The 15,902-nt window shown below is 70.2% G+C and carries 16 protein-coding genes; 12 read left to right on the forward strand and 4 right to left on the reverse strand.

What is annotated here, in order from left to right; genetic code table 11:
- The first annotated feature begins 38 nt into the window (after positions 1-38).
- Genes J4H91_RS06455 through J4H91_RS06465 form a run of 3 tightly spaced genes read left to right on the forward strand, consistent with a single transcriptional unit; the run spans position 39 to position 2,202 of the window.
- Complete coding sequence (locus J4H91_RS06455) at positions 39-1,487, forward strand: NAD(P)/FAD-dependent oxidoreductase (protein ID WP_208045442.1); 1,449 nt, start codon at positions 39-41, stop codon at positions 1,485-1,487.
- Positions 1,484-1,885, forward strand: coding sequence for a DMT family transporter (locus J4H91_RS06460; RefSeq protein WP_341783462.1), 402 nt, complete (start codon positions 1,484-1,486; stop codon positions 1,883-1,885). The genes J4H91_RS06455 and J4H91_RS06460 overlap by 4 nt, the downstream gene beginning before the upstream one ends.
- A complete protein-coding gene (locus J4H91_RS06465) occupies positions 1,882-2,202 on the forward strand; it encodes a DMT family transporter (RefSeq protein WP_208045443.1) in 321 nt (106 codons plus the stop codon). The genes J4H91_RS06460 and J4H91_RS06465 overlap by 4 nt, the downstream gene beginning before the upstream one ends.
- Positions 2,203-2,383: 181 nt before the next feature.
- Here the strand turns inward: J4H91_RS06465 and J4H91_RS06470 are convergent, their stop codons facing one another.
- Positions 2,384-3,661 (reverse strand): MFS transporter, encoded by a 1,278-nt coding sequence (locus J4H91_RS06470; protein ID WP_208045444.1) that lies wholly within the window; start codon positions 3,659-3,661, stop codon positions 2,384-2,386.
- A gap of 213 nt (positions 3,662-3,874) precedes the next feature.
- Here J4H91_RS06470 and J4H91_RS06475 point away from each other — a divergent pair, with 213 nt between their 5' ends.
- The 9 genes from J4H91_RS06475 to J4H91_RS06515 all read left to right on the forward strand — a co-directional run bounded on the left by J4H91_RS06475 (position 3,875) and on the right by J4H91_RS06515 (position 12,542).
- Positions 3,875-4,810 (forward strand): 2-hydroxyacid dehydrogenase, encoded by a 936-nt coding sequence (locus tag J4H91_RS06475; protein ID WP_208045445.1) that lies wholly within the window; start codon positions 3,875-3,877, stop codon positions 4,808-4,810.
- Positions 4,811-5,298: 488 nt separating this feature from the next.
- Complete coding sequence (locus tag J4H91_RS06480; RefSeq protein WP_208045446.1) at positions 5,299-6,684, forward strand: glycine--tRNA ligase; 1,386 nt, start codon at positions 5,299-5,301, stop codon at positions 6,682-6,684.
- Positions 6,685-6,864: 180 nt separating this feature from the next.
- Entirely contained in the window at positions 6,865-8,364 is a 1,500-nt protein-coding gene (locus tag J4H91_RS06485) for a CPBP family intramembrane glutamic endopeptidase (protein ID WP_208045447.1), read from the forward strand.
- Positions 8,361-9,776, forward strand: coding sequence for a hypothetical protein (locus J4H91_RS06490; RefSeq protein WP_208045448.1), 1,416 nt, complete (start codon positions 8,361-8,363; stop codon positions 9,774-9,776). Before J4H91_RS06485 ends, J4H91_RS06490 begins: the two co-directional genes overlap by 4 nt.
- A 183-nt stretch (positions 9,777-9,959) precedes the next feature.
- Positions 9,960-10,451, forward strand: coding sequence for a YtxH domain-containing protein (locus J4H91_RS15515; protein ID WP_243752722.1), 492 nt, complete (start codon positions 9,960-9,962; stop codon positions 10,449-10,451).
- The gene (locus tag J4H91_RS06500) at positions 10,448-10,900 is read left to right on the forward strand and encodes a phage holin family protein (protein ID WP_208045449.1); all 453 of its coding nucleotides are present in this window, start codon (positions 10,448-10,450) and stop codon (positions 10,898-10,900) included. Before J4H91_RS15515 ends, J4H91_RS06500 begins: the two co-directional genes overlap by 4 nt.
- Positions 10,897-11,157 carry a DUF3618 domain-containing protein gene (locus tag J4H91_RS06505; RefSeq protein WP_208045450.1) on the forward strand — a complete coding sequence of 87 codons (261 nt, stop codon included), beginning with the start codon at positions 10,897-10,899 and terminating at the stop codon, positions 11,155-11,157. Before J4H91_RS06500 ends, J4H91_RS06505 begins: the two co-directional genes overlap by 4 nt.
- 206 nt (positions 11,158-11,363) lie before the next feature.
- Entirely contained in the window at positions 11,364-12,122 is a 759-nt protein-coding gene (locus J4H91_RS06510; RefSeq protein ID WP_341783463.1) for a uroporphyrinogen-III synthase, read from the forward strand.
- A gap of 9 nt (positions 12,123-12,131) precedes the next feature.
- Complete coding sequence (locus J4H91_RS06515) at positions 12,132-12,542, forward strand: hypothetical protein (protein ID WP_208045452.1); 411 nt, start codon at positions 12,132-12,134, stop codon at positions 12,540-12,542.
- An 87-nt stretch (positions 12,543-12,629) separates the two neighbouring features.
- On the opposite strand, the gene J4H91_RS06520 is transcribed toward J4H91_RS06515, so the two are convergent.
- The 3 genes from J4H91_RS06520 to J4H91_RS06530 all read right to left on the reverse strand — a co-directional run bounded on the left by J4H91_RS06520 (position 12,630) and on the right by J4H91_RS06530 (position 15,901).
- Positions 12,630-13,205, reverse strand: coding sequence for a nitroreductase family protein (locus J4H91_RS06520; protein WP_208045453.1), 576 nt, complete (start codon positions 13,203-13,205; stop codon positions 12,630-12,632).
- An 80-nt stretch (positions 13,206-13,285) separates the two neighbouring features.
- Complete coding sequence (locus J4H91_RS06525; RefSeq protein ID WP_208045454.1) at positions 13,286-14,203, reverse strand: AEC family transporter; 918 nt, start codon at positions 14,201-14,203, stop codon at positions 13,286-13,288.
- Positions 14,204-14,212: 9 nt separating this feature from the next.
- Positions 14,213-15,901, reverse strand: a complete 1,689-nt coding sequence (locus J4H91_RS06530) for a thiamine pyrophosphate-binding protein (RefSeq protein ID WP_208045455.1) — start codon at positions 15,899-15,901, stop codon at positions 14,213-14,215.
- Position 15,902 lies beyond the last annotated feature (1 nt).

Here is a 15,902-nt window from a genome sequence, read left to right on the forward strand (position 1 = left end):
GGGCGAGCTGACAACCGCCCCAGTCGAAGGAGACCGGCATGGAACGCCCGACGCTTTTCGAAACAGCCGAACAGCGCGCAGACTTCGGCGCTGCCGCAGCAGCCGTCGCAGCAGCCGAACGCGTACCGTTCTGGCTCGACGACCTCGGCGCCGTGACGGAGGCCCCCGCGCTCGAGCGCGACACCGAGACCGACCTCCTGGTGGTCGGCGGCGGCTTCTGCGGGCTGTGGACCGCGCTGCGCTCGAAGGAGCGCTACCCCGAGCGCGACGTCGTGCTCATCGAGTCGGAGCGGATCGCCTGGGCGGCGTCGGGCCGCAACGGCGGCTTCTGCGAGCCGAGCCTCACCCACGGCCGCTCCAACGCCAGGATCCACCTGCCGCGGGAGATCGAGCTGTTGGAACGCCTCGGCGAGCAGAACCTCGAGGAACTGCTCAAGACGATCGACCGCTACGGGATCGACTGCGACGTCAAGCCGCACGGCGTCATCAAGCTCGCCACCGAACCGCATCAGGAGCAGGCGCTCCGATCCCTCGCCGAGGCCGACCCCACCGTTCGCCTGCTCGAGGGAGACGCACTGCAGCAGCAGGTGCGCACGGCAGCGGCGCGTGTCGGCGGCTGGGCGACGGCCGACGGCGTGCTGCTGAACCCCGCCAAGCTCGCCCGCGGGCTCGCCGAGGCGTGCGCGAAGCTCGGCGTGCGCATCCACGAGCACACCCGCGCGACCCGACTCCGGGAGATCGGCCGGGGCGAAGGGGTGATCGTCTCCACGCCCCGCGCCCGCATCACCGCCCGCCACGTCGCACTCGCCACCAACGGCTTCCGCTCGCTGCTGCGCCGCAACCGCCTGCGCACCGTGCCCGTCTACGACTACGCCGTCGTCACCGAGCCGCTCACCGCGGAGCAGCGCGAGAGCCTGGGCTGGCAGCTCGAACAGGGGGTGACCGACATGAACAGCCGCTTCCACTACATGCGGCTCCTCACCGACGCCGCGGGGCGCGACCGTCTGCTGCTCGGCGGTTACGACGCGATCTACCACTACGGGCGGCGGGTCAGGCCCGAGTACGACGTCAGCGAGCCCACCTTCAGACGTCTCGCCGTGCACCTCGGCGTGCTGTTCCCGCAGCTGGAGGGCATCCGGTTCACGCACGCGTGGGGCGGCATGATCGACACCTGCAGCCGGTTCTTCTCCTTCTTCACCCGGGCGCATCACGGTCAGGTCGTGTCGGCGAGCGGCTTCACCGGCCTCGGCGTCGCCTCGACTCGCTTCGCCGGCGACGTCATGCTCGATCTGCTCAACCGTGTGGACAACGAGCGCACCCGCTCGCGGCTCGTGCGCAAGCGGCCGATGCCGTTCCCTCCCGAGCCGTTCGTCTGGCCCGCCATCCGCTTCACCTCGGCGCAGATGGCGCGCGCCGACCGCCGCGGCGGCAAGCGCGGACCGTGGCTGTGGCTGCTCGAGAAGCTCAGGATGGGCTTCGACTCGTGATCCCTCGCGGGCTCAGGGCCGATGCGTTCCTCCTCTGCGCGATCGTCTCCGAGGTGACCGCCACCCTCAGTCTGAAGGCGCTGATGCGGGCGCCGTGGCTCGTGGTCGTCGTCGTCATCGGCTACGGCGCCTCCTTCGTGTTCCTCGCGCTCACGCTGCGGAACGGCAAGGGCATCGGCGTCGCCTACGGCATCTGGGGCGCGAGCGGCGTGGTGCTCACGGCGGTCGCCTCGTGGTGGCTCTTCGGCGAGGCGATCAGCCCCCTCATGGCGATCGGCTTCGCGCTCATCGCCTGCGGTGTGGTGGTCGTGGAGGTCGGGTCCGAACTGCACCGGCGTCGTGCCGGCCGCGACCGGGCCGCTGCCGCAGATGCGATCGAGGGGAGGGATCCCGCATGATCGCCGCATACCTCGCGCTCGCCGGCGCCATCGGCGTCGAGGTGAGCGCCACGCTCGCGCTGCGCCACTCCGACGGATTCCGCCGCCGGCGCTGGATCGCGCCCGTGCTGCTCGGCTACGCGATCTCGTACGGTCTGCTCTACGTCTCGCTCGCCCACGGGATGCCGCTCGGCATCGCCTACGGGATCTGGGCCGCCTGCGGCGTCGCGCTCACCGCGATCCTCGCGCGCAAGCTCTTCAAGGAGCCGCTCACCCCGCTCATGGGAATAGGGATCGCGCTCATGATCTGCGGGGTCGTGCTCGTCGAGCTCGGATGATCCTCCGCGCTGATCGAGCGAGTAAGCGACCCCGCTGGTCGAGCGAGCGCAGCGCTTCCGCCCGCCGGTTGAGCGAGCGCAGCCCCCGCTGGTCGAGCGAGCGCAGCGATCCTCGCCGGTTGAGCGAGCGCAGCGAGTCGAAATCGAGGGCCTTCCACGGCTTCGACTCGCTGACGCTCGCTCAACCGGCGGTATCGGCTTCGCTCGCTCGGTCGGCAGCGGTTGCCGCTGCGGGCTGCGGCGCGCGGCGCACGTCCTTCGCGAAGAGCGCCGCCACGAGGTTCAGCAGCAGCGTCGCGACGATCATCGCGACGAAGCCGGCCGTGTACTCGCCCGTCGCGTCTTTCACCGCACCCATGACGTAGGGGTAGACGAAGCCGCCGACGATGAAGCCGATGCCGAGCACGAACCCGTTGACCGCGCCGATCTTGCCGGTCGGTACGGAGTCGGCGGCGAGCGCGAGCGCGACGGGCATGCCGGTGTAGACGCCCAGGCCGACGACCGGCAGCAGGATCGCCACGAGTGCGTAGTTGCCCGACGCGAGGCTGATGGTCAGCAGCGCCATCGAGAGCGTCATCACCGCGCCGGCCGCGACGATGAGCGGCTTGCGGCGGTTCATGCGGTCGGAGATCAGGCCGAACAGGATCGACGGGATGATGCCGAAGATCACGTACAGGGATGCGAGCAGGCCGGCGAGAGTGGGATCCCACCCGGCCTCCTCGATGAGGATGGTCGGCATCCACACGGCGACGATCGCGAAGATGCCCCACTCGCCGATGAAGAAGAGGGCGGCGACGAGCACGTTGCGGCTGAGGAGCCAGCTGATCGTGGAGCGGCCGTCGGCGTCGGCGTCGGCGACGGCCGCGGCCTCGCCGGCGTCGTCGCGCGGGGCGTCCTTCAGGAAGATCGCGGCGATGACGAAGACGACGGCGAGGAAGACGCCGCCGATGGCGGAGCCGGTCTGCCAGCCGAATGCGGTGAGCACGATCGCGAACGCGTAGAGGGAGAGGTAGGAGCCGATGCCGTCGGAGGTGAACATGATGCCCAGGGCGATGCCGCTCCTGCGCTCGCGCTCGAACCAGTTGATCGCCATCGTGTAAGGGCCGACGAAGAGCAGGCCGACGCCGAGTCCGCTGATGGCGCGGCCGAGCATGAGCACGAGGTAGTCGGGCGCCCACGCGAACATGAGCTGCCCGATGAGCGCGGCGACGATGCCGATGAGGATGATCTTCTTGATGCCGATGCGGTCGCCGATCACGCCGGCGAAGGGCAGCACCAGGCCGCCGACGAGGGCGGTGATCGAGCCGAGCAGGCCCGCCTGGGCGCTGCTGAGCTCGAACTGGTCGAGGATGTCGAGGAGGCTGACGCTCCAGCCGATGTATGGGATGAAGCAGGCGATCAGCACCAGGTAGGAGAGGGCCAGCATCACCCATTTGGTCGCGGGGCTCGTGGTCTGCATGTGCGCGTCACTTTCTGTTCTCAACGTCGAGAAACCGCTGGGGCGGCCAGGGATCTGAATCCGTGTCAACAACTCAATCGCATCTGATTAGCTGTATGAGCAGAAATCTACACCTGTTCTTGCTGAATTGCTAGAAGAATGGGGATCGGTCTTGTTTCCTCAGCGAAACCCTGCTCTCCTCCCTTGTTGAGCGCGGCTCGGTACACTCGGGCCATGCCTGATCTCGTCGTCTCTCTGCCCACGGACCCCGGCCTGCGCGAATCCCTGGAGGGGGCTCCGGGCGTCGAATTCGTCACCTGGGATCTCGATGGGCCCGCCCCCGTCGACCGGATCGACATCGCCGTGCCGCCCTACTGGGGCGGCGCCAGACGCCTCTCGCGGCTCGGCGAGGTCGAGGTGGGGCTCGTGCAGTGGCAGTCGATCGGGTACAACGGCGTCGACCGGCACCTGCCCGAGGGGCTCCCCTTCGCGAACGCCGCGACCGTGCACGAGACCTCGACGGCCGAGCTCGCGCTCGCGCTGACGCTCGCCGCGCAGCGCGGGCTGCCCGAGTTCGTGCGCGCGGGCGACGAGCACAGGTGGCAGCTGCGATCCTTCCCCAGCCTCGCGGATCGGCGGGTGCTGCTCGTCGGCTACGGCGGCGTCGGCAAGGCGATCGAGGCGCGGCTCTCCGGGTTCGAGGTCGAGGTCACCCGCGTGGCCCGCAGCGCCCGCGAGGAGCGCAACCTCGCGGGCGAGACCGTGTCGGTGCACGCCTTCTCCGAGCTGCGCGACTGTCTCGTCGGCGCGGAGGTCGTGATCCTCGCGGTGCCGCTGACCCCCGAGACTCAGCACCTCATCGACGGTGATGCGCTCGCCGCGATGCCCGATGGGGCGCTGCTCGTCAACGTCGCGCGCGGCCCCGTCGTCGACACGGACGCGCTCGTCGCCGAACTGCGCAGCGGGCGTCTGCGGGCCGCGCTCGACGTCACGGACCCCGAGCCTCTACCGGAGGATCACCCGCTCTGGGACTGCCCCGGCGTGCTCGTGACCCCGCACGTCGGGGGAGACTCCTCGGCGATGCTGCCGCGCATGGTCGCGCTGATCCGCAGGCAGATCGACCGGATGCGGGCCGGCGAGGCACCCGAGAACCTCGTGCTCGGCGGCTGAGGCGGCGAAGCGCCCGGCCGCGGCGATCGCTCGGGCGCGCCAGTGTGCGGTGGGGCAGGTTATTCGCCGTGGGGCGCGTTGCCTTCGAACGCAACGCGCCCCGCGAGGAATAGTGCGCCCCACGGTCTTGGTGTGCCGCGGCCCGCAGGTGCCGCGGGGGATCGAGAGCGCGACTGCCGCGCCTCTCGCTGATCCCGACCTTCGCCTTTCTGAAGATCAACGGGCTGCGCCCGACACTCACCAACGACGAGGCCTTCGACCTGGTGCTCGCGGTCGCGCAGTCGCGGCTCGAACTCGAGGAGATCGCGGCCGTGCTCGCGGCGAACGTCGAATCGGTGTGAGCGCGCTCCGACGTTTCGGGCCGCACCGGACCGCGTCTCCGCTCGGCGGCATCGCAGGTAGACTGGGGGATCGGCGCGTCAGGATCCCTTGCGAAATCCGCGCCCGATTCCCAAGATCCCCGCTTGCCCCTTGGAGTGAAACAGAACATGGCTGAGCAGTCCCGCCTCGACAAGGTCATCGCCCTCGCCCGCCACCGCGGCTTCGTCTTCCAGGCGGGTGAGATCTACGGCGGCTCGCGCTCGGCCTGGGACTACGGCCCCCTCGGCACCGCACTCAAGGAGAACATCAAGCGCCAGTGGTGGAAGTCCATGGTGCAGAAGCGCGATGACGTGGTCGGCATCGACTCCTCGGTGATCCTGCCGAAGCAGGTGTGGGAGGCCTCGGGCCACGTCGAGGTCTTCAGCGACCCGCTCGTCGAGTGCCTGCAGTGCCACAAGCGCCAGCGCGAGGACCACCTCATCGAGGCCTACGAGGAGAAGCACGGCCGCGAGCCCGAGAACGGCATGGCCGACATCGTCTGCGTGCACTGCGGAACCCGCGGCCAGTGGACCGAGCCCCGCGCCTTCTCCGGCCTGCTCAAGACCTACCTCGGCCCCGTCGACGACGAGGCCGGCATGCACTACCTGCGCCCCGAGACCGCGCAGGGCATCTTCGTGAACTTCGCGAACGTGCTGCAGGCGGCGCGCATGAAGCCCCCGTTCGGCATCGGCCAGATCGGCAAGAGCTTCCGCAACGAGATCACGCCGGGCAACTTCATCTTCCGCACCCGCGAGTTCGAGCAGATGGAGATGGAGTTCTTCGTCGAGCCGGGCACCGACGAGGAGTGGCAGGAGTACTGGATGAACGAGCGCATGGCGTGGTACGTCGGCCTCGGCATCGACCCCGAGAACCTGCGCTTCTACGAGCACCCCAAGGAGAAGCTCTCCCACTACTCCAAGCGCACCGCCGACATCGAGTACCGCTTCGGTTTCACCGGCAGCGAGTGGGGCGAGCTCGAGGGCATCGCGAACCGCACCGACTTCGACCTCTCGACGCACTCGAAGCACTCGGGCAAGGATCTCAGCTACTTCGACCAGCCGAAGAACGAGCGGTGGACGCCCTACGTCATCGAGCCCGCAGCCGGCCTCACCCGCTCGCTCATGGCGTTCCTCGTCGACGCCTACCGCGAGGAGGAGGTGCCGAACGCGAAGGGCGGCACCGACAAGCGCACGGTGCTCGGCCTCGACCCCCGCCTCGCGCCTATCAAGGCCGCGGTGCTGCCGCTCAGCCGCAACGAGCGGCTCTCGCCCCTCGCCCGCGAGGTCGCGGCCGATCTGCGCGAGGACTGGAACATCGACTTCGACGACGCCGGCGCGATCGGTCGCCGTTACCGCCGTCAGGACGAGATCGGCACGCCGTTCTGCGTGACGGTCGACTTCGACTCGCTCGACGACAACGCGGTGACCGTGCGCGAGCGCGACACGATGCAGCAGGAGCGCGTGCCGCTCTCCGGTCTGCACGCCTACCTGGCGGAGCGACTGCGCGGCGCGTAGCGCCGGAAGCAGCCGCTCCGGTGCCGCACACGGCGGCAGCCCACGGAGCGGAGCGAGGGGCGGGAGCGACTGCGCGGCGCGTAGCGCCGGCCGCGGTTCTCGCGAGAATGTCAGAGGCGTAGGGCAGGATCTTCAGCGAGGGATCCTGCCCTACGCTTTTCTCCACCGAAAGGGATCGAGATGACCAGCACCGGCCCAGAAGCGCCGGCCCCCGCCGCGCCCGCGAACTGGGCGTGGGCGCAGCAGGCGCGGCCGACCCGGGTGGTCGAGACCGAGCCGCTCGAGTATCACCGGCTGTACCGCGGTGTCACGAGCTATCGGTGGTGGAAGCCGCTGGTGGTGGCGCTGCTCGCCGCCACCTTCTACCTGCTCGCCACGCTCGTGGTCTCCGCGATCTGGGTGGCGCTGATCCTGGTGCAGAATCCCGATCTGCTCGGAGGCGACCCGCTGGTGTTCGCCGACGCGCTCACCGCCGAGTTGGCCCTCGACACGCAGAAGCCGCTCTCGATCCTCATGGGCCTGCTCTCGGTCATCGTGATGATCCCTTCGGTGTGGCTCACCATGCTCGTGATGGGCGTACGGCCGCGCGGCCGCGTCTGGTCGGTGGCGCTGAAGATCCGTTGGAAGCTGCTGTTCGCGTGCATCGGGCTCGCGGTGGGCGCGGTGTTCCTGATGAACCTGCTCGGCATCGCACTCGAACTCGCCTTCGACCCGTCACTGCTCGAGCAGCCGGGGGCCGGGTCGGGCTCCGCGGAGACGCAGGCGCCCGCGTTCGACTTCGGGGCCGCACTGCTCTCCATGCTCTTCGTGGTGCTGCTCATGCCGTTGCAGGCGACCGCCGAAGAGTTGATGTTCCGTGGCATGCTCGCCCAGGTGGTGGGCGCCTGGACGAAGAACCCGGGGCTCTACATCTCGGTGAGCGCGGGGTACGCCCTGCTCGCCGGTGCGGTGTTCTTCTTCTCCGGTGGGGAGGGTTTCACGAGCTTCGCGATCGTCTCGGCGGTCTTCGCGGCGCTCGCCCTCGTCGCGGGCCGTCTCACGGGCTCGCCGTTCCTGCCGATCTTCGTGCCCTCGCTCCTCTTCGCGCTCATGCACATCTACACCTTCTGGGGCATGCTGGCCGTCGGTCTCATGGGGCTCGTGGCGGCGTGGACCACCTGGCGCACCGGCGGGCTCGAAGCCGCCATCGCGATCCACGTCATGAACAACCTGGTGGCCTTCGGATTCATGGCGGCGGCGATCGGGGGCGAGACGGCGCAGACCGCGGACGCGGGAGGCGGGCCGGGCTCGGCGATCGGGCAGTTGCTCGGGCTGCTGCTCTACGCGTGGATCGTCGCGGTCGTCTTCCGCGCCGGCCGCTACGGCCGCACTCGAATCGACCTGGTCGAGGTGCCCGTGGAAACGGGCTGGGAGGCGCCCCCGGCGGAATCGGCGCAGGGCGTGCCTGGCTTCGCACCGCAGGCACCCGTGGCAATCGAAACGCTCGACACGGTTCGCGCGCCTGGAGAATCGGCCGCGCCCGATTCCGACGGAGGGCGGATGCAGCCGGGCGGGGCCGTGGAGGATGACGGAGCCAAGGAGCACGGCGGGGCCGCGAAGCATGACGGAGCCGTGGAGCACGGCGGGGCCGCTGACAGCGGTTCTTCCGACGCGGAAGCGGCGCGAGGAGAGAATCGATGACCGCCGAGAGGATCGCGTCGCTCGACGCATGCGTGGTCGGCGACAGCCTGCCCGCCTTCGCCGCGGCACTCGAGCTCGCCGAGGTCGGCCTGCGCGTGCGAGTGCTGCTGCCCGGCGCAGGCGTGTGGCCGGAGACCGGGGAGCCGGATCCCGACCACGCGCTCACGGCGCTCCTCGATCGCATCGCCGCACCGATCTCCGGGGGCGGCCCGGCCGTTCCCGCAGCGCTTCCGACGGCCGAGGCCCCGGGGCGCGTGCTCATGGCCGATGCCCGTGGCGGATGGTCGCCGGTGCCGCAACCCTCGGTCTTCGGCATCCCGGCTGTGCCCGCATCCTCGGAGTCGCTCGCGTTCCTCCGCGGCGGTGCCGCGGTGCGCGCCTATCTCGACAGGGTGAAACCCCTGCTCACGATCGGCAAGACGCACGAACTCGGGCGTCTCGTGCACCTGCGCATGGGTGAGGCCGTGTTCGACCGTCTCGTCGCACCACTGGTGCGCGAGCGCTTCGGAGTCGCGGATGTCGAGGTCGCGGTCGCGGCACCCGGCCTGAACGAGGCGCTCACGCTGGCCGGATCCCTCTCGGGAGCGGTGCTCGCATACTCCGAACGGCATGTTGCACGTGAAACTCGGGTCGCGCCCGCGGGCGGCTGGCCCGCGCTGCGGGCGGCGCTCATGGACCGGCTCGCCCTCTACGGTGTCGAGCTCTTCGAACTCGACGCCGCTGCTGACCTCGTGGACGGCATCACCGGCACCGGCTTCGAGGTCGAGACCGGGCAGGGATCCTGGGCCGTGCGCCACGGAGACGAGGCCTGCGAGGCCCAGGCTCTTGTGGTCGACACCAGCGTGCGGCTCCCGGTGGCACTCGCCGAGGCGCTGGCGGTGCTGCGCCCGACCAACCGGCGTGCGCGCACCGTCGTTCCCGTCACGGGTACCGGCGCTCAGGTCGAGGCCGTCGCGGCGGCGTCCGCCGATGCGCACGCCGCTGATGCGCCCGCAGATGCACTCGCTGATGCGCTCAGCACGGTCGAGGCGTCGGGAGGGGCCTGGTCCGTGCGTCTGGTTCGAGAGCACGACGGCGGTATGGTCGCCCGACTGGCCGGCCCCGCGGTCACCTCGGAAGACGCGGAATGCGCGACAGGTGCTGCAAGCGCTGCGGGCGAAGCGAGGACGGTGCTCGAGGCCGCGGGGCTCACCGCGCTCTCCCCTCTTCGCGTCGAGTGGCGCGCAGCGCCCTACGTCTCGTTGGCGGAGCGCGACGCCGCCCGTGCGCGGCTCGTCGGCGAACGCGAGGCCGACCCGAGTCTGCTCGCGGTGGGCCGAGAGCTGCACGGCGATGACCTCGCGGTCGCGGTGGCCGATGCGACCGCGTCGGCCACCGCGCTCCGCCGCAGGCTCACCGGCATCTCGGACTGAGCTTCGCCCGGGTGGGACGCTCGATCGCTCGGCCTCCTGCCGCACCCATCCGAGACGTCGACTCTGCCAACGGCGGGGTAGCCTAACCCAGAGCTATATGGCGGTCAAGGCATGTATCGCGACTTTCTCGGGGCGAGTAGGCTTGAGGGCAGTTTCTGAACATCGCTATCGGTGGGAGGCAGTATGAAGGGCAAGATCGCATTCGTGCTCGGTGCGGCAGTCGGATACGTGCTCGGAAGTCGAGCCGGCCGCGAACGCTACGAGCAGATCAAGCGCGGTGCCCGGACGGTGTGGAACACCCCACCGGTGCAGCGCGGCGTCGAGGCCGTGCAGGGCGTCGCCCAGGGACAGATCGATCGTCTGAAAGACGCCGCTGTGCAGGCAGGCAAGAACCTCCTCAGCGGCTCGGGTCGTGGTTCCGCGGGCAGCGCCGCGGGGGCTCGCTCGGTCTCGGAGAGTACTCCGAACTCCTCCTCCGACGGCTCTGCCTCGGGCACCGGTCGTTCGGGCGGGAAGGTCTCGGGAAGCGCGGCGTCCGGCGGCGATGCTGCGGGTGCGTCGTCGAACTCGTCGCAGTCGAGCAGCGCGAAGAAGCCGAGCCGCGCCAAGTCTGGCGCTTCGAAGCCCGGCGGCTCCACGGCGGGTGACTCCGCCGACGTCGGCGGTGCCGCATGAGCCGTAGGAAGGATCAGCCCGGCACCTTCGAGCTGCTGGCCCGCCTGCCGCAGCAGATCGTCGCGCTCGTGAAGATCGAGTACGAGAACGCGAAGCGCGAGATGATCGCGAAGGCGAAGAACGCCGGCATCGGCGCAGGTGCGATCCTCGTCGCACTGTTCTTCCTGTTCTTCATGCTCGAGGCGCTCGTCATCGCCGCGATCGCCGCGCTCGCGCTCGTCTGGCCGTGGTGGGCGGCGGCGCTCGCCGTTGCGGGCGCGCTGCTGCTGCTCGCCGCCGCGGCCGTGCTCGCGGGCATCGCGTTGATCAAGCGCGGCAACCCCGTTCCCGAGGAGACGCTCGAACGGGTCGGAGAGGACTTCGAAGCCGTAGGCGAGGTGCGCATCAACGCCGAGCCACGAGAATCGTCGCATCTGCCGCATCCCGGCGGAGAAGGGAACTGGCGATGAACGCGCACGACCGGCAGCACGGAATCGATGAGGCGGCCCGTGCTCGCGCCGAGCTCTACCAGACGCTCGGCCAGCTCCAGGACCGTTTGAACTATGCGCGGCGCGTCGACGAGGCGGTTGCGGACGCGCGCGTCCGCCTGGCCGCGGAACAGCGCGAGCGTCCCGTCGTGTTCGCCGCGGGGGTGGCCGGTGTCGCTGCCATCGCCGGTCTGGCGGTCTGGGGCGCCGTCAGTGCGGTGATGAAGCGATTCGGCTGAACAGGTCACAGTTCGGTTTCGTTCCGGTTCCGCGAGGCGCTCGTTTTGCGTCCTCGCTGAAGCAGGGTAAGAATAGGGGAAAGCCGGGAACGCTCCCGGACCCGGGCCTTTCCGGTGCGCGAGCACGTAGGAAGGGCCCCAAGCGATTATGTGTCGAGTGAGTGGGGTATATGTCGGCTGAGGCGAAACCGCTCAGTGGTCTGCGTGTGCTCGTTCCCCGTGGCGGGACCTGGGGCAACCTGGTATCCAAGGCCCTGCGCGAGCAGGGAGCGCAGACGGTGATCGCTCCGCTGGTCGACTTCGCTCACACGAGCGAAGAGGACAAGCTCGTCCAGGCGCTCAAGGAGCTCGAGGAGGGGCGCTTCGACTGGTTGACGGCCACGAGCTCGACCGTCGCCGATGTGCTGCAGCACCACAACGCGGTCATCCACCCCGATACGAAGGTCGCGGTGGTCGGAGAGGCCACGGCCGTTGCCTTCCGCGACGCCGGTTATCCCATCACCCGCACGCCGCACGAGGACAACAATACGACGCACGCGCTGCTCGAAGAGTGGCCGGAGATCGACTCGGGCGAGGTGCTGCGCGTGCTGACGCTGCGGTCGGACGTCGCCACCCCCGTGCTCACGACCGGCCTGCTGAGCCGAGGCCATGACGTCACGCCCGTGCTCGCGTTCCGTACCGTGGGTGTTCCGGCCTCGGTGCACATCCGCGAGGACATCGAGTCCGGGCGCATCAACGCCCTGCTCGTCGCCTCGCCGAAGATCGCGATGGAGGTGGCGGAGCAGTTCCCGAACCTGCCCGAGACGACCATCCTCGCCTGCGTCGGCGTCAATGCCCACGAGACTGCCGTTTCGCTGGGCCTGCCTCTGGAAGCCGACGACAGCTCCCACCCCCTTCACAAGCAGAAGCAGGCCGTCGTAGACACCGTCGAGTCGGTCATCGACCAGAGCGATACCCTCGACTAGGCTGAACGCATGGCTCGAGTCGAGGTGCATCAGGACCGGGTGGTGATCCGGCTCACCGCGGCCGAGCAGTTGACGGCCTTCCGCAGACGAGACATCTCGCTCGACCGTTCCGCGATCTCCTCCGCCATCATCACGGACGATCCGTGGGTCTGGATCCGCGGCGTGCGCGCTCCCGGAACCCACGTGCCCGGCAGGCTCGCGACCGGAACCTGGCGCAATTCCGCAGGCCGTGACTTCGTGCTCGCCAGGTCGGGCCGCGACGCCGTCGTGATCGATCTCGACCTGCCGGGGCACCGCGGGGAGCGGGGCTGGATCGGTGAATTCGACGAGTTCTCGCGGGTGATCGTCTCGACGACTCACGCTGCCGAACTCATCAGCGCGCTGAGGCTCGAAGGCGACGAGGCAGTGGTCATGGACTGAGCGAGCGCCCGTCGCTCCTCGCGCGACACGGCGCTCGCTCGCTCGACCAGCGGGGGAGATGACGCCGGACCGGCGGGTGCGCGATCGTCAGTCGCGCACGAGCACGATGTCCTCAAGCGGGAGGCGGGTGCGGGGCGCGGTCTCGCGCTCGCGCAGCGTCTCGGACAGCTGCTCGGCGTCGCCGATCGCGCCGATCGCGGTGATCGAGACCGGCACGAGACGCTCGTCGAGTTCGAAGGCGGTGCGGATGGCCTCGCGGTCGAAGCCGCCCATCTGGTGGGTGTAGAACCCCTCGGCGTGCGCCTGCACGCTCAGGTGCGCGACGGCCTGGCCCAGGTCGTACTCCGCCCAGGGACGATCCTTGCCCTCGGCGTCGGTCGTCTCGGCGATGTTCACGATGAGCGCGGCGGCGGCGCCCGCCCAGGTGCGGTTGAAACCCATGAGCGTGTCTTCGACCTTGGCGAAGCTCTCGCCGCCTCGGCGGGCGATGATGAACCGCCACGGCTGCGTGTTGTTCGCGCTCGGCGCCCAGCGCGCAGCCTCCATGATGCCGCGCAGCGCGCCCTCGGGGAAGGTGTGGTCGGTGTCGAAGGCGCGGGGGCTCCAGCGCTCGGCGAGCGGTTCGATCACGGGTGCGCTGGTCTGGGCGGTGCGTGGGGTCATGCGGGTGGTCTCCTCGGGACGATGGGGTGTTCCGCACTTCTGCAACCGCGGTAAGACCGCGGCTATTCCCGCGCGGCCTCTCAGCCGAGCAGCCAGGCGATCCCCGCGATCACGGGCAGCGAGGCGAACGTGGTGAGGAAGACCGTGTCGCGCACCATCGTCTCGCTGCGGCGGTAGGTCGCGGCGTAATTGTAGACGTTCTGCGCCGTGGGCAGGGCGGCGATCACGGTGGCGACGAACACCTCGTGCGGCCCGAGCCCGAGCGCCTTCGCGAGGAGCCAGGCGATGAGCGGCATGAGCAGCACCTTCAGGCCGGCGGCGCTGAAGACGGCGGCCCTGCCCGTGCCCGGCTGCAGCGCGCGCTGGCCCCGGAGCGAGACGCCGAAGCTCAGCAGCACCATCGGGATGGCGGCGGCTCCGAGCATCTCCACGGGTGCGCTCACGAGTTCCGGCACCTGCGCGCCCAGGAGCGCGACCACGAGGCCCGCCACCGAGCCGAGGATGATCGGGTTCGAAGTGGCGCGCCCGAGCGCGACGAGGAAGCCCCGGGAGTTGCCGCGCGTGCTCTCCAGGATCGACAGCACGGCCGGGGCGAACACGACGAGCTGCACGAGCAGCAGCGGTGCCACGTAGGCCGCGTCGCCCAGGATGTAGACGGCGACGGGCAGGCCCAGATTGTTCGAGTTGACGTAGCCCGCGCAGGTCGCTCCGAGCGTCGTGCTCGCGAGGTCGCGGCGGAACCAGAGCCGGGATGAGACGACGAAGAGCGCTGCGACGATGAGCGCCGCGAGGCTCGTGACCAGGATGACGGGGGAGAGGATCACCGAGGGATCGCTCGTGCTCAGCACCGAGAACAGCAGCGCCGGGGTGGCCACGTAGAAGGCCGTGCTGTTGAGCACGCGGCGCTGCTCGCCCTCCACGACGCGGAAGACGGCGGCGAGGTAGCCGGCGCCGATGATCCCGAGGATCACGGCGAAGCCCTGCAGCACTCCCAGCATGCGCGGCCGTCAGTGCCCGCGAAAGGCTTCGGCGAGCCACCACGCTCCGCCGTCGGAGGCGATGCGGGCATCGAGCACGAGCGGGCGCGAGGGATCCCTGTCGAGCCACTCGCGCACCGCGACGAGGTCGGAGGGGCGCCGCACGGTGACGCCCTCGGCGCCGAAGCCGCGCGCGATGCTCGCGATGTCGGCGTGCGGGAATGTCACGGTGCCGAGGTCGACGGTCTCGTCGGTGCCGAAGTGGTGCACCTCGGCGCCGTAGGCGTCGTCGTCGTACACCACCACGAGCAGCGGCAGGCCGAGCCGGACGGCCGTCTCGAGCTCCGCGACCCCCATGAGGAAGCCGCCGTCTCCCGTGCCGAGCACGGGCAGGCGGTCGGGGCGCGCGACGGCGGCGCCGATCGCGGTCGCGAGGCCGAGCCCGATCGACTGGAAGGCCTGGGTGAAGCAGAAGCCGTGCTCGTCGGGCACGTCGAGGTACGCGGAGGGGTAGCCCATGAAGTTGCCGGAGTCGACCGAGACGATGCGCTCGGCCGGCAGCATCGCGTTCAGCTCGCGGCTGAGCACGCGCGGGTCGATGAGCTGCTCGCCGTCGGCGCTCGTGCCGGAGAGGTCGGGCGGGTCGAGCGGCGCATCGGCCCACCGGGCCGAGGCCGCGATGCGCGCGGCGATCTCGGGCGTGCGATACCGGGGCGAGGGATCCGCGCCGAATCGCGTGAGCGCGTCGAGCACCGCCGTCGCGGTGCTCGCGGAGTCGCCCAGCACTCCGAGGTCGATCGGGCGCCGCGCCCCGAGCGCTGCGGGGTCGAGGTCGACCTGCACCACGCGGGTCGCATCGCCGATGAGCCGGCCGTGGCGCATGGTCCACATGTTGAGCGCGCAGCCGAAACCGATGATCAGATCGGCCTCCGAGATGAGCTCCGCCGCGAGCGGCGAGGAGAATCCGCCGGAGATCCCGAGGTCGTAGGGGTCGCCGCGGAAGAGTCCCTTGGCGACGGCCGACGTCGCGAGGAGCGCGCCGCTCGCCGACGCGAGGGCTCGCAGTTCGTGGCCTGCGTGGCGCGCGCCGCGCCCGGCGACGAACACGGGCCGTTCCGAGCTCGAGATGAGCGCCGCGAGCGCGGCGACGGCGTCTTCGTCGGCGCACGGCTGCACTGGTGGGAGGGGCGGGGTGAGGGTTTCGAGCGCTGCAAAGGCCTCGGGAGGCGCGGGCTTCGCCTGCACGTCGATCGGCAGGTTCAGCACGACGGTGCGCCGTTCGTCGCGCGCTGCGCGGAAGGCGCGCACGACGTCGGCGAGGGCGCTCTCGGGGGAGTGCACGCGGTGCGCGTCGGCGGTGACCGAACGGGCGAGGCCGTCCTGGTCCATCGAGAAGTTGGAGCCGACGGCGGCTGCGGAGGCCTCCGCGGCGAGCACGATCACGGGCGTGCGGCTCTTCGCGGCCTCGCCGATCCCCGTCGCCGCGTTGGTGAGGCCGCAACCCTGGTGCACCGAGACGAGGCCGACCGTGCCCGACATGCGCGAGAAGGCGTCGGCCATGGTCGCAGCACCGCCCTCGTGGCGGGTCGCGGTGAACGGCACACCCGCCGATCGCAGGGCGGCGGTCACCGCGAAGTTGCCGGAGCCGACGACGCCGAAGCAGTGCCCGGCGCCCAGCCTCGCGAGCGCGCGACCGACGAGGTCGGCGACGGTGGCCACG

Source organism: Leucobacter ruminantium, from assembly GCF_017565705.1.
GTDB classification, from domain to species: Bacteria; Actinomycetota; Actinomycetes; order Actinomycetales; family Microbacteriaceae; genus Leucobacter; species Leucobacter ruminantium.

Bases quoted from the DNA above. Each gene is read 5' to 3' on its own strand.
- J4H91_RS15515 (WP_243752722.1), top strand. From the start codon at position 9,960: ATGAAGGGCAAGATCGCATTCGTGCTCGGTGCGGCAGTCGGATACGTG.
- J4H91_RS06465 (WP_208045443.1), top strand. From the start codon at position 1,882: ATGATCGCCGCATACCTCGCGCTCGCCGGCGCCATCGGCGTCGAGGTG.
- J4H91_RS06470 (WP_208045444.1), bottom strand. From the start codon at position 3,661: ATGCAGACCACGAGCCCCGCGACCAAATGGGTGATGCTGGCCCTCTCC.
- J4H91_RS06525 (WP_208045454.1), bottom strand. From the start codon at position 14,203: ATGCTGGGAGTGCTGCAGGGCTTCGCCGTGATCCTCGGGATCATCGGC.
- J4H91_RS06480 (WP_208045446.1), top strand. From the start codon at position 5,299: ATGGCTGAGCAGTCCCGCCTCGACAAGGTCATCGCCCTCGCCCGCCAC.
- J4H91_RS06515 (WP_208045452.1), top strand. From the start codon at position 12,132: ATGGCTCGAGTCGAGGTGCATCAGGACCGGGTGGTGATCCGGCTCACC.
- J4H91_RS06485 (WP_208045447.1), top strand. From the start codon at position 6,865: ATGACCAGCACCGGCCCAGAAGCGCCGGCCCCCGCCGCGCCCGCGAAC.
- J4H91_RS06505 (WP_208045450.1), top strand. From the start codon at position 10,897: ATGAACGCGCACGACCGGCAGCACGGAATCGATGAGGCGGCCCGTGCT.
- J4H91_RS06520 (WP_208045453.1), bottom strand. From the start codon at position 13,205: ATGACCCCACGCACCGCCCAGACCAGCGCACCCGTGATCGAACCGCTC.
- J4H91_RS06500 (WP_208045449.1), top strand. From the start codon at position 10,448: ATGAGCCGTAGGAAGGATCAGCCCGGCACCTTCGAGCTGCTGGCCCGC.
- J4H91_RS06490 (WP_208045448.1), top strand. From the start codon at position 8,361: ATGACCGCCGAGAGGATCGCGTCGCTCGACGCATGCGTGGTCGGCGAC.
- J4H91_RS06475 (WP_208045445.1), top strand. From the start codon at position 3,875: ATGCCTGATCTCGTCGTCTCTCTGCCCACGGACCCCGGCCTGCGCGAA.
- J4H91_RS06455 (WP_208045442.1), top strand. From the start codon at position 39: ATGGAACGCCCGACGCTTTTCGAAACAGCCGAACAGCGCGCAGACTTC.